Annotated in this window: 14 protein-coding genes; 10 read left to right on the top strand and 4 right to left on the bottom strand. The window is 61.7% G+C overall.

What is annotated here, in order from left to right:
- Positions 1 to 78 precede the first annotated feature (78 nt).
- The 8 genes from BRW65_RS24695 to BRW65_RS24660 all read left to right on the top strand — a co-directional run bounded on the left by BRW65_RS24695 (position 79) and on the right by BRW65_RS24660 (position 7,462).
- A complete protein-coding gene (locus BRW65_RS24695) occupies positions 79 to 1,167 on the top strand; it encodes an amidohydrolase family protein (protein ID WP_208611919.1) in 1,089 nt (362 codons plus the stop codon).
- Positions 1,168 to 1,218: 51 nt separating this feature from the next.
- The gene (locus BRW65_RS24690; protein WP_073879095.1) at positions 1,219 to 2,361 is read left to right on the top strand and encodes an amidohydrolase family protein; all 1,143 of its coding nucleotides are present in this window, start codon (positions 1,219 to 1,221) and stop codon (positions 2,359 to 2,361) included.
- Positions 2,362 to 2,431: 70 nt separating this feature from the next.
- Entirely contained in the window at positions 2,432 to 2,824 is a 393-nt protein-coding gene (locus BRW65_RS24685) for a Rieske (2Fe-2S) protein (RefSeq protein ID WP_139273228.1), read from the top strand.
- Complete coding sequence (locus tag BRW65_RS24680; protein WP_073879091.1) at positions 2,821 to 4,149, top strand: NADH-ubiquinone oxidoreductase-F iron-sulfur binding region domain-containing protein; 1,329 nt, start codon at positions 2,821 to 2,823, stop codon at positions 4,147 to 4,149. Before BRW65_RS24685 ends, BRW65_RS24680 begins: the two co-directional genes overlap by 4 nt.
- A gap of 4 nt (positions 4,150 to 4,153) precedes the next feature.
- A complete protein-coding gene (locus tag BRW65_RS24675; RefSeq protein WP_208611920.1) occupies positions 4,154 to 4,453 on the top strand; it encodes a ferredoxin in 300 nt (99 codons plus the stop codon).
- 45 nt (positions 4,454 to 4,498) lie between these two features.
- On the top strand, positions 4,499 to 5,362 hold the full coding sequence (locus BRW65_RS24670) for an alpha/beta fold hydrolase (protein ID WP_073879087.1): 864 nt from the start codon (positions 4,499 to 4,501) through the stop codon (positions 5,360 to 5,362).
- A gap of 502 nt (positions 5,363 to 5,864) precedes the next feature.
- Positions 5,865 to 6,680, top strand: coding sequence for an Emopamil-binding protein (locus tag BRW65_RS24665; RefSeq protein WP_073879085.1), 816 nt, complete (start codon positions 5,865 to 5,867; stop codon positions 6,678 to 6,680).
- 182 nt (positions 6,681 to 6,862) lie between these two features.
- Entirely contained in the window at positions 6,863 to 7,462 is a 600-nt protein-coding gene (locus BRW65_RS24660) for a TetR/AcrR family transcriptional regulator (protein ID WP_073879083.1), read from the top strand.
- Between the two features lie 20 nt (positions 7,463 to 7,482).
- On the opposite strand, the gene BRW65_RS32705 is transcribed toward BRW65_RS24660, so the two are convergent.
- The 3 genes from BRW65_RS32705 to BRW65_RS32700 all read right to left on the bottom strand — a co-directional run bounded on the left by BRW65_RS32705 (position 7,483) and on the right by BRW65_RS32700 (position 9,237).
- On the bottom strand, positions 7,483 to 7,611 hold the full coding sequence (locus BRW65_RS32705) for a hypothetical protein (RefSeq protein WP_279627697.1): 129 nt from the start codon (positions 7,609 to 7,611) through the stop codon (positions 7,483 to 7,485).
- Positions 7,612 to 7,705: 94 nt separating this feature from the next.
- Positions 7,706 to 9,109 carry an aromatic ring-hydroxylating oxygenase subunit alpha gene (locus tag BRW65_RS24655; protein ID WP_073879081.1) on the bottom strand — a complete coding sequence of 468 codons (1,404 nt, stop codon included), beginning with the start codon at positions 9,107 to 9,109 and terminating at the stop codon, positions 7,706 to 7,708.
- Positions 9,109 to 9,237: a hypothetical protein gene (locus BRW65_RS32700; RefSeq protein WP_279627696.1), complete on the bottom strand. Its 129-nt coding sequence runs from the start codon at positions 9,235 to 9,237 to the stop codon at positions 9,109 to 9,111. The genes BRW65_RS24655 and BRW65_RS32700 overlap by 1 nt, the downstream gene beginning before the upstream one ends.
- Positions 9,238 to 9,538: 301 nt before the next feature.
- Here BRW65_RS32700 and BRW65_RS24650 point away from each other — a divergent pair, with 301 nt between their 5' ends.
- Complete coding sequence (locus BRW65_RS24650; protein WP_073879079.1) at positions 9,539 to 9,973, top strand: SRPBCC family protein; 435 nt, start codon at positions 9,539 to 9,541, stop codon at positions 9,971 to 9,973.
- A 23-nt stretch (positions 9,974 to 9,996) separates the two neighbouring features.
- Here BRW65_RS24650 and BRW65_RS24645 read toward each other — a convergent pair whose 3' ends face one another.
- Positions 9,997 to 11,034 (bottom strand): cytochrome P450, encoded by a 1,038-nt coding sequence (locus BRW65_RS24645; protein ID WP_244168194.1) that lies wholly within the window; start codon positions 11,032 to 11,034, stop codon positions 9,997 to 9,999.
- 264 nt (positions 11,035 to 11,298) lie between these two features.
- Between BRW65_RS24645 and BRW65_RS24640 the strand changes: the two genes are divergently transcribed.
- A complete protein-coding gene (locus BRW65_RS24640) occupies positions 11,299 to 12,111 on the top strand; it encodes an enoyl-CoA hydratase/isomerase family protein (RefSeq protein ID WP_073879075.1) in 813 nt (270 codons plus the stop codon).
- The last annotated feature ends 1 nt before the right edge of the window (position 12,112 follow it).

The raw sequence follows: 12,112 nt of genomic DNA, 5'->3' as shown, positions 1-12,112 counted from the left end.
CCGGCAGTCGAGCACCCGCAAGCGCGGATTTCGTGGGCCATACCGTCGGCCGGATGACATCGGAGGACCGCCTTGGTGATGCGACACCCGGATGGGACGACGACGCCCCTCGTCGATGCCAGCGTGCACATCTTCAGCAAGTCCAATGTGGACCTGCGTCAAAACTTCCTGCGTGAGCCTTTCAAGAGTCGCGGCTTTCCTGACTACGAAATGGATTGGTATGGGGCGCCCGGCGGCGAATACGCCTTTGAAACCTGGGGTCCCGATGAAAAATATCCTGGGTCCGATCCCGAATTCGTTGGCCGGCAGCTATTCGAAGAGCGCGGCGTCGACGTCGCGATCCTGCACCCCATGACGCGTGGCATCATGCCCGACCGTCACCTCGGCTCCGCGATCGCGGCGGCGCACAACGAGATGATGGTGTCGCGGTGGCTGACGGACAACAAGTACGCGGAGCGCTTCCGCGGAACCATCCGAGTGAACCCAGACGACGTCACGGGCGCATTGCAACAGATCGATAAGTACGGGGACCACCCCGGCGTTGTTCAGATCGGCGTGCCGTTGCAGTCGCGTGAGGTTTACGGCAAGCCGCAGTACTGGCCGATCTGGGAAGCGGCTGTCGCCGCGAACCTACCGGTCGCTGTGCACATCGAGGTGGGCGCAGGGGTGCAGTTCGCGCCGACACCGTCCGGGGTGCCTCGAACGTACGAGAACTACGTCGGCTTCATGGCCTTGAACTACCTGTATCACCTGATGAACATGATTGCCGAGGGTGTTTTCGAGCGCTTGCCCGCATTGAAATTTGTCTGGGCTGACGGAGCAGCTGACCTGCTGACGCCTCTCATTTGGCGGATGGACTGCTTCGGCCGTCCTCACCTCGAGCAGACACCATGGGCGCCGAAGATGCCGAGCGATTATCTGCCTGGCCACACGTTCTTCATCCAAGGCGCGATGGACGGTCCGGGCGACACCGAATTCGCCGGCGAATGGCTGGGTTTCACCGGCAAGGATGACATGGTGATGTACGGGTCGAGCTATCCGCACTGGCAGCTCAACGAGTTGACGGTGCCCAGCGCATACTCGGCGGAGCAGCGCGACAAGTTGTGCTGGCGAAATGCTGCAGAGCTCTATGGGATAGACGTTGGTGTCGCTGTCAGCGCAACGTAGCGGGACTTGCGAAGAGGCGCCACTCGAAAAGCAACGATTGGGGAGGCCACGATGGCTGTGAAGGTGACAGAGCGGAAGCCCGCCGCGGAGCGGGTGGCCGTTCGCTGCGTCGACTCCGATGTGCACCCGGTGCCGAAGACCGGTGAGCTGACTCAGTACATCCCGGAGCCTTGGCGGAGCAAGTATTTCTTGTCGCGCCGAGTCGGTGACCAGATCTACTACGACGCACCGGACTACGCGCACGCGTACGCGATGCGGGTGGATTCTTTTCCCACCGACGGTGAGTTCGCGGGCAGCGATCCAGAACTCGCGTTCAAGCAGCTAATCATGGCAGCCGGGTCCGACATAGCGATTCTCGAGCCGGGCTCGTACCCCGCGCGCCTCCCCGAGGCCAACCACGCGATGAGTTGCGCGCTCAACGAGTGGCAAGTCAATCACTGGCTCGATGGCCACAACAACTGGCACGAGCGTTGGCGCGGATCCATCTGCGCCGCAATCGAGGCGCCCGATGACGCCGCCCGCGAGATCGAACGCTGGGCCGGCCATCCCTACATGGCCCAGGTCCTCATCAAGGCGGAGCCCCGGCCCGCGTGGGGCAATCCCAAATATAATCCCGTCTGGGAAGCGGCAACCAAGCACGACATCACCGTGACCTGCCACCTTTCGCGCAGTCATCACGAGGAGCTACCAATCCCGCCGGTCGGGTTCCCCAGCTACAACCACGATTTCATGGTCACGTACTCCCTGCTGGCCGCCAATCAAGTGATGAGCATGGTCTTCGACGGCCTGTTTGACCGTTTCCCCACACTGCGAATTGTGCTGGTGGAACACGCATTCACCTGGATCCTGCCTTTGATGTGGCGGATGGACGCCATCTATGAGGCGCGCAAGTCATGGCTCGACATCAAGCGCAAGCCGTCGGAGTACGTCAAGGACCACATCAAGTTCACCACGCAACCGCTGGATTACCCCGAGGACAAGACGGAGCTGACCCGTGCGCTGGAGTGGATGGAGTGCGAGAAGATCCTGCTGTTCTCCTCAGATTACCCGCACTGGACTTTCGACGACCCGCGCTGGCTGCTCAAGCATTTGCCCGAACACGCAAGGGAGGCTGTGATGTTCAGGAACGGCATCGCGACTTATCACCTGCCCGAGACAGTGCCGGCGCTCGAGGGCCAGGTCCGGGTGTTCTGATGGGGAGGGCAGGATCGCGGGGCGCGCCGGCTCCGCAACGCGCGGGGAGACGATGGGGGTTGCTGGCCCGGTGAGCGAACAGCAGAAGGTGCCCCGGCTGGCGCAGGGGCGCCTGCACGTCGTGGCTACGGTTGACGAAATCCCGCCCGGCAAGCACAAGCTCGTGCCAATCGGCCGGCATGGCGTCGGCGTCTACAACGTCAACGGCACGTTCTACGCGATCGCAAACTACTGCCCCCATGAGGGAGGTCCGTTGTGCTCGGGCCGCGCCCGCGGCCGCACCGTCGTCGACGAGAGCGTGCCCGGCGACGCGGTGATGGTGCGCGATCTCGAATACATCTATTGCCCGTGGCACCAGTGGGGTTTCGAACTTGCCACCGGTACAACGGCGGTAAAGCCCGAGTGGAGCATTCGAACCTACCCGGTGCAGGTGGTCGGCAACGAGGTGTTGGTGCAGGCATGACATCTATTGAGGAAGGCGAGCGGACCTGCACAGCAACCGATGTCATCGTTGCTCTATGGCCGAACTGCACTCCCCGACTATTGCGTCCGCCGGTCGCCGGTCCCGAAAACTACGCCGACTACTCGAACGCGGGCGGCTACCGTGCGCTCGCCGACGCCGACACGCTGCTTGATCAGATCGAGCTGTCTGGCCTTCTCGGTCGCGGCGGCGCCGCGTTCCCGATCGCAACGAAGTTGCGCACGGTGCGCGATGCGGGGCGCCGCGGTCTCGACACCGTCGTCGTCGCGAACGGTGAAGAGGGGGAGCCTGCCTCGATCAAGGATCGCTGGCTGTTGCGCCACCGGCCTCACCTTGTGCTCGACGGGCTCCGACTGGCCACGGCGATGGTCGGCGCGCGGCGCGCGTACGTGTACGTGTCAGATGTCCAGTCGGCCAGCGCCGTGAGGGCCGCGCTGGCCGAACTCACCGTCGAGACGTTCGGTCACGTCGCCGTCACAGTGCAGACCGTCGAACCTGGATACGTAGCCGGCGAGGAGACCGCGGCGGTGCGCCGCATCAACGGAGGGCCGGCCAAGCCCACCGACAAACCGCCCAGGCCGTTTGAAGCAGGCGTTTCGGGTCTTCCGACGATGGTCAGCAATGTCGAAACGCTGGCTAACCTCCCGTATATCCATCAGTACGGCGCGAAGAGCTTCCGCGACGTCGGTACACCGATGTCACCCGGCACATTTCTGGCGACGATCACCGGCGCTGGGAAGCCCGCGACGCTCTACGAGATCCCCTACGGTGCAGCGTTTTCCACGCTGCTAGCGGCTCACGGCGTGGTCGCCAACACGGTGCGCGGCGCGCTGATGGGCGGCTATTTCGCTGGCCTGGTGAACACCGACATTCTCGATGCGACACTGGACCACGAGACGATCCGCAGGCTCGGCAGTGGATTGGGGTGCGGCGCGATCTCAATACTGACTGACGATTGTCCCGTCGCGGTGGCTGCTTCGGTGATGTCCTACTTCGACCGGGAGAATGCCGGTCAGTGCGGTTCGTGTTTCAACGGCACCGCGGCAATGGCCGACGTCATGTCGGCATTACGTGACGGGGTGGCAACACAGGACGATGTGAAGCGGTTGGAACGCTGGTCGGTAGTGTTGCACGGCCGTGGCGCCTGCGGCACCCTCGACGGCGCCACCAACATCGCCGAAAGTTTGCTGCGCCAGTTCCCGCAGTTGGTGGCAGGCCACTTAGCAAACGAATGCCCAACCTGCGAAGTTGTCGCATTCACCGCCGAGCGGCCATATGAAGTGGGGGCGAGGCATTGTCGTGACTGACGGCTTGCGAATTCGACTCGATCGAACCCTGTGCGACGGCTTCGGGATCTGCGCCAGGCACGCACCCGAATATTTTTCCTTGGACGACTGGGGGTACGCGTCGCTGGTCGGGAACGGCAGCGTCCCCGAAAAGGATCGCGACGCCGTGATGCGCGCACTGCTCGACTGTCCCGTGCACGCGATCACCTCTATGGGGGAAAGTCGGCCACCCGAAGACTCGGCTCAGCAACCCGAGCCGACCGTGGCGCCCGAGCCTCACCCCAAGTCCGAAGACAACGAAGCTTTTTCAAGTTTCATCCGCTGACGCGATGGCATTATTTAACGAATTCCTTTATCTGAGAGGGTAATTATGCCAGTGGTGATGCAAGGCGATCTCGAGATCGCTTACGAGATCATCGGCGAAGGTGAGCCTTTTATCCTTACCGGCGGTGGCCGATTCAGCAAGGACGCCGGGGGCGTACGCGAGCTGGCCGAAGCGATCGCGGAGCGCGGTAAGAAGGTCGTGATCTACGACCGGCTCAACTGCGGTGCCTCTGCTGTCTGTTTCGAAGGAAGCTCGGAGTCGGTGATGCAGGCCGAATCGCTTGCGAGGCTCGTTGTAGATCTTGATCTCGGCCCGACGGTGCTCGTAGGTGGCTCCGGCGGAGCGCGGATCTCATTGCTCGCCGCAGCGCGACACCCGGATATCGCCCGCGCCGTTGTCATGTGGTGGGTCAGCGGCGGTGCGTTCGGCAGCATGTCGCTAGCCGAGGTGTACAACTTCCCTTCGATCCGGGCAGCATGGAACGGCACGATGGCCGACGTAGCGGACCTGCCTACCTGGGCGGAGGTCACCGAGCGGAATCCCCGCAACCGCGAACGATTCCTCGCGCAGGACAAACAAACTTTCATCGAAACGATGGAACGCTGGGCGCACGTTTACTGTGCCTGCGGCGACCCGCTCGTGGCAGGACTGTCGGACGAGGAGGCTGGAGCCATCACCCTCCCGATACTCGTGTTCCGCAGCGGTAAAAGCGATTACTACCACACTCGCGCTACTTCGGAACGTCTCGCTGCCAATCTGCAGAATGCACATATCATCGATCCCGTGTGGGGAGACCGTGAATTCCTCGACCGATTCGAAGCCAGCCGGGATCATGGAGTGTCAGTCTGGGCGAACTGGAAGCAGCTTGCGCCCCAAATCGTGGCCTGGACAGATCGCGTGCTCGGCTGACCAACGCCAGGCCCAACACTCCGGAAGAGCCAGGCACCGTCCCGGCTGCCCGGTCACGATCGATCCGTACACACCATCCCTGCCGCTAGGCCGCTCGGAGATAAGAGCTCTAGGCAGGCAGCGAATCTCGAATCGACCATCCCGAATCCAGTCGTTCGCGACTTCGCTCGTCGAATCGTGCCGGGCGCCCGGTCTGCGGTATAACGGTGATTCTGCCACAAGGCGGTCCAGAGGCCGCGCTCGTCAAGAGCCGCGGCACGACGAGGCTGAGCACGTGCCGCGCCCAGTCGGGCCGGTCATGCTGAGCGCCCGCATATTAGCGGCCGTCGAGCGGCAGCGGCCACAATACAACGCGAGGCCGATCAATCCGACCTTCGAATCACAAGGCGTATATCGAGGGTTGACTCGACCGATTTAGCAGAATTAGGATTCTGCGATTGAAGAGTATCGGACACGATGGTCGATCCCTCGGCACCGTGCCACCGACGAAGGGAACGAATTGATGTTCCAGCTGCCAGACGCAGAGCAACACAACTTCACCCGCCCGTGGGCGAAGGAACGGAAGCGCGTATATCTTTGGTGCGCCGTCGTCATGATGATCGCGTTTCCCGGAGCTGTCGTCGCTGCCGGGGTAGGACTCATTCCGATGGTGCGCGCGACGGGTGTCATTGCCTGCACGGTATTCACCATCCCGATGATGATCATCTTCATCACGGCCTGGCGCGACGCGCCCGGTGAGAATCGGACGGTGCTGGAACGAGCCAACGAGTTCCAGATGATCTGGTTCTTCGCCGCCGCCGCCGGCAGCGAGATCAGTTGGGAGACACCGTGGCTGATAGGTGACGTGATGGGCTGGATGCATCTGACGCCACAGGACACGTGGGGCTTCGCCTGGTGGTACTACGGCGACGTCGACAGACGCTATCTCACCAGCGATGGCGCACTGTGGGGCTTGGAACTAGCCGTCGTCACCCTGGCTGTCATTCTGCTCGTGCAATGGTTCCGCCTCCGAAAGGCCGGCAACCACGATCCCAAACGAATCAACGCACTATGGTGGGCATTCTTTTCGATGGCCGGCATGCTGGCACTCTTCGTCACTTACTTTCTGATGGAGGTGCGCCACGGATTCAGCGACTTCCAACTCGGCTTCTGGGAGATCACGGTGATTCTCGGCTTCGAGAACCTCCCTTGGCTCATCGCCCCGGTAGTCAGCCTGCCGTTTGTAGCCAGGCAGATCATGTACCTCGTGCGCACTAGCCCGCCAGCTTCGAGCACGCCCTCACGCGGCGCCGCCGCCTCCACTTCCGTGGGCACATAGCACGTGCGTGGGGAGAGCCTGCAAAGTGCGCGCCGGCCTCATCCCCTTCGGGGCGGCGGGCTGCGTTTACTCGGTGCGGCTATCGTGTCAGCACGCAATCCGCGGTGACGAGTGGGGATTCTGGGGTGAGAACTGCTGCACGAGGCTCGCTTGGGCCAAGCACCGGCGAGTCTCGACGACAGTTGTACCGGCAACGGATTCTCATCGCCGCTGAGTTCGAATTCGCTAAGGACGGCTTCGCCGGCGCCAAGGTGAATGCGATCGCTGCGGCGGCTGACGTCTCGTTGGCCACCGTCTACAAGAACTTCAAGGGGAAAGACGAGATTTGGGACGTTTTACAGGCCCAACGAATGAACGAGTTACTCGACACGGTCAGGAACGCCACTGCGGGCTGCACCACCGCTTTGGAAAACCTCTTGGCCGGCGTACGCGCACAGGTGACGTTCTTCGGCAATAATCCGAATTTCCTCGCGCTTCACATACGAGAAGGCTTCAGCTGGGCGACCGCGATCGTTGGCACCGACGCCGGTCGCGGCAGCCAACGAATGAACATGCGTGCTGGCTTGGAAATGCTCACTCGCGGCGTCGAAGCGGCGCTGGCCGCAGACGAGATAGCACCGGCCAGACCGTCGGTCGTGGCAGGTCTCATCGTCTCCGCGTTGCAAGTCTGGCTCACCGATTGGGTCGTCACCGACCGAGGGGTACCAATCGAAACCGTCGCTGACGAATTGGTTGACCACCTGACCGTTCTGCTGTCCCCAGCCAAGCGGCCCAAAGGCTAGAAGTCGCCGCTACGGCCCCTTTACCAGTCCCGCTCGGCATCGATCTCGCGGCGCTCGGCAGGCTGCCGCAGGGTCGCCGCCGCCACCTGACGCCCTTTGTCATCTGCCCGGAACTGATTGCGCACCCGTCGGGCGCGGTACTGGGCCACTCCGCGCTCCGCTCGCACATGGCTATGGACGAAACGCATTGCCAGTTCACATATTACCCCGTGGCACTATCTTCAGGTGCCTGACGTGTCTCAACTACGCGGGGTCGTCGACGCCGAAAATGAAGCGGTCGGCGATCCGATGCTCGTTGCGGATCGACATCTCCTGATTGATGTTGAGCCACAGCCCGTCAAATCCGCGCGAGTGCATACCCGCGTGAATCGCATCGATGTTCATGAGGTCCTGTGTGGGTAGTTCCCCCCAGCCGTCATGGTCCTGCCAACGTTCGAACTCGAGCCAGCTGGTCTCCGGAACCTCACCAGGCGCGAAGTGTTCCAGCGAGAACATCTCGAACACGCAGCGATTGGGGTCCTCGGCATCAGGGAGCATGCGGTAGCCGAGCACGCAGGACTTCTCCACGAGAATGACCAAGGTGGGAAAGACATGCCAGTCGCCGTTGCCCGCGAAGTACTCCTCCATCGACATCTTCGGGTAGTCGACGCCCTCGGCGATGGCCAATTCCTCGCACATCTGGTGATACACCATGAATGGCGGGATGGGACCGGGTTCCATCTCGGCCATCTGCTGCGCAACCCGGTAATCACGCTCGCTGACAAGGGATCTGACCTCAAGGAATTGGTATTGCATCCCGTTGGCGAAGATCGTTGGTGACGATTCCCGTTCCGCGCGTGCCGCGCCGCCGTTGCTGTCGGGCCGCACGGTGTACGTGAACCGCGAGTGGTTCCGGTACACAGTGGTCGGCGTGTACGGGGCGTAAATGAACTCGTTGGGTGCCGCAGGCGCCGTGGACGGTCGCACGCCCTGATCGCTCCGCACCGTCTGCGGGTGCGTGCCGGGCGAGTGGTAGCCCTCGATGAAAGCGTCGATGACGGTCTTGTAATTGGCGGCCAAAGCGGTTCGCTTGCGCCACCGGAAGCGCATGTCTTCCAACCGGAACGGTGCCAGTGCCGTCGGAAGCGGGTCAAGCCAGTCGAGCAGCTCCGGCGGGTTCTCGGCCATCGTGATGAACACCCAGCCACCCCAGGCGCCGACCGTCACCCGACGCAGCGCCCACTGCTCTCGTGGCCGATTCAGGAATTCGTCGCGATTCGGGACGAATTGCGAGCGACCATCAAGCGTGTAACGCCAGCCGTGGAATCCGCACCGCAGGACGCCGTCGTCTGCGCACCCTCGACCCCGCACCACTTTCATGCCGCGATGAGTGCACGCATTGTAGAAGGCTTTGATAGTGCCGTCGTTTTGGCGCACCACCATGATGGATTGCCGACCGATGGTGTACTCGCAGAAGTTCCCCGGATCGGGGATCTCTTCTTCGCGACAGGCCGGCTGCCACACCTGGGTGAACAGGTGTTCAAGTTCGAGGTGCAGGAATTCCGGGTCGATGTAGCGTCCCTTCGGCACGAATGTCTCCCCGCACGCGTACCGACGGGGGACGACGCCGGCCGTTTCAGTGTTGGCAGAGCCGTCAACGATGGTCATCAACTACCTCCTTCGATGTGCTCATCGGCGCATGCTTTTTCGACATTGTCATCGGAGGCGATGGCCGCTGGTGTGACGACTTTTCGACCGATGCGAGCGGTCGTCGGTGAACCGTCGATGCCGTCCACGGCGTCAGCGGCTCCCGCAATCCCGACAGATCGACTCCGCGAAAACCCATCACCGCTCCTCAAGGTTCGTCGACAGGCGATCATACAGAACAGAGAAACGCAAAATGTATACCTGGTGTTATGACGCATTTCCGATCTGAACCACCCTGACCGCCGGTAGCGACCGGGCGCGGCCTTTAAGCGCTGCTCAACGGGATGTTCGACGGCTAACGACCCGGACTGTCTAACTATAGGCCTCATCGCGATGGAATGAAACTGCGAGACAAACCCCGTGTCAGTGTCGAATCTGTTAGGGTTCGCCATGCCCAAAATTGTCGTCACGAAGGAACTCGACGCAACAGCCTCGGCGGTGTGGAAACTCCTCGCCAACTTTGGTGATGTCAGCTGGATACCGGTTGCAGATCGGGTTGACGTCGATGGTGACGGCGTCGGGATGCGGCGGTTAATTCACGGTGCCGGGGATCAACCGGTAATCGAGACATTGACATATCTCAATCCCGAACGGATGGAGGTTGGCTATTCAATCGCTAACAATCCGCTACCGGTTGCTCGGTTCGACGCGGTCGTCGCTGTGCGGCCCACGCGGGCTGGCTCCGCTATCAGCTGGGAAGTAGATTACGAACCGCTGGGTTCGACCGATGCCGACGCGCAGGCTGCTCGCGATGCCGTCGAAGCCGTGTACGAGATGATGGCAGGATGGCTTGCTGATGTCGCCACGACCCGTATCGCAGACTGATTGGTCCAGTCGTCAGCTCGACGTCACAACGAGATCGGTACGCTCGACGGACCGCGCACCGAGCTGGTGTGGACGAATTTGACGCTGGTCTCGTCGACGGCCCACTGGGGGAACCGTTTCAACGTCTCTTCCAAAGCCACCCTGGCCTCTAGCCGGGCCAGCGCAGCACCCAAGCAGAAATGCGAGCCGTGCCCGAAGCTGATGTGGCGGATGCCGGTTCGTGTCACGTCGAAGTCGTCCGGCCGCTCGTACTGACGCTCGTCACGGCCGGCCGCGCCGGTCAGTAGGACGACCTTCGCTCCAGCCGGAATGACGTTGCCGTGGTAGCTAGCGTCGCGCAGGGCGAACCGTCCCTGAACCGGAGACGGTGCGTCGTACCGGAGGAGCTCTTCTACTGCGCCGCCGATCAATCCAGGATCCGCAACCAATTTCGCACGCTGCTCGGGATTGCGCGCCAGCGTGAGCGCTGCCCACCCGAGAAGCCTCGCCACCGTTTCGTTGCCCGCGACGTTGATCATCGCGATGAACATCAGCAGCTCTCCGTCGTCAAGCCGACGGGGTTTCGCGTCGGGCAGCACAAGGTCCGACGTCATCAGGTCGCTGACGATATCGGTCGCACTCTGTTGGCGACGCAGTTCGATCTGCTGCTGGTAATAGCCGAAGAGATTAGCTGACGCCTGGATTCCCTCCGCGCTGAGTTCCGTGCTCCCCTCGTCGCGGTGCAACTGTGCGTCCGACCACTCGCGCAGGTTGTCATGATCCTGTTCGGGGAAGCCGAGTAGCGAGCTGATCACCATCACCGGCAGTTTGGCAGAGAAGCTTTCGACGTAGTCGAATCCACCGGATCCGACGTAGCGGTCCAGATAGCCCTTACACAGCTCGCGGATGTGATCCTCAAGCCCGGCGATCCGGCTGCGAAAGAACGTGCGATTGACCATCTTTCGCAGACAGGTGTGGTCGGGTGGATCCATCATGATCATCGGCTGGGGCGCAGGCAGTGCTTCCTGGCTGATGGTGTCGAGGATGATGCCGTGTTCAGATGAGAATGTCTCGGTGTCCAACGACGCCGCCATGACGTCGTCGAATCGGCTCAGTGCGTAAAAGTCGTGCTCCGCGTTGTAGTACACAGGCGCTTCGTCCCGCATCCGTTTCCACACCGAGTACGGTTCGGCGTGCAGAGCGCGATCGTAGGGATCCCAGCGCAGATCCGTCGTTGTCATCGGCACCGTCCTTCCATCTGAAACAGTATTACAGAAAATGTCTTATGGCATCATCATGCGTTAGCATTCTCAACACCAGGCAGACCAACAGCGGGAGGTAATCAGGTGGAGACGCGACAGCTGGACCACGTCGTCTACGAGAAGGACGGGGCGATCGCGCGCATCATCCTGGATAACGCCGATCGCGCCAATGCCCAAACGTCTGAGATGGTGCACGGCGTCAACGAGGCGCTCGACGACGCGCAGTACGACTACGACATCAAGGTCGTCATCATCAAAGCGAACGGCAAGGGATTCTGTTCAGGCCACATTCCCGAGGGCAGCTACCCGGAGTTCAAAGCCGAGATCGAGGCCTCGGGCAAAGTGTGGCGTTCGGCGGCGCAGTTGTTCTTGTGGCCGGTGCTGAAACTGTGGGAGTTTCCCAAGCCGGTCATCGCGCAGGTACACGGGTATGCCATCGGTGGCGGCACGACGTGGGCCCTCATTCCAGAAATTACCGTGTGCAGCGACGACGCGTGGTTTCAGATGCCGCTTGTTCCCGGCTTCGGGCTTCCCGGGTCGGAAACCATGTTCGAGCCGTGGGTGTTCATGAACTACAAGCGTGCCGCTGAATACCTTTACACCGCACAGAAGATCACCGCTGCGCAGGCACTTGAGTTCGGACTGGTGAACCGAGTCGTACCGAGGGATCAACTCGAGGCCGAGGTCGAGGATTTGGCGGCGAAGATCGCGAAGGCGCCTCTGATCACTCTGCAGGCGACCAAGGCCGGAATCTTACGTGCCTGGGAGAACATGGGTTTCAGGACGCATCAGCAAGCCAGCAACGACCTGCAGGCGGTCGTGACGGGCTCGAAAGAGTTTTTGGACTACATGGCCGAACTGATGCAAAAGGCCGCCAAGCCGGCGGACCGCGTGTAAG

Origin of the sequence: Mycobacterium paraffinicum (genome assembly GCF_001907675.1) — a bacterium.
Classification (GTDB): Bacteria; Actinomycetota; Actinomycetes; order Mycobacteriales; family Mycobacteriaceae; genus Mycobacterium; species Mycobacterium paraffinicum_A.
The sequence above is the reverse complement of the archived record's forward strand: the minus strand, read 5'-3'. Positions and strand labels throughout refer to the sequence as shown.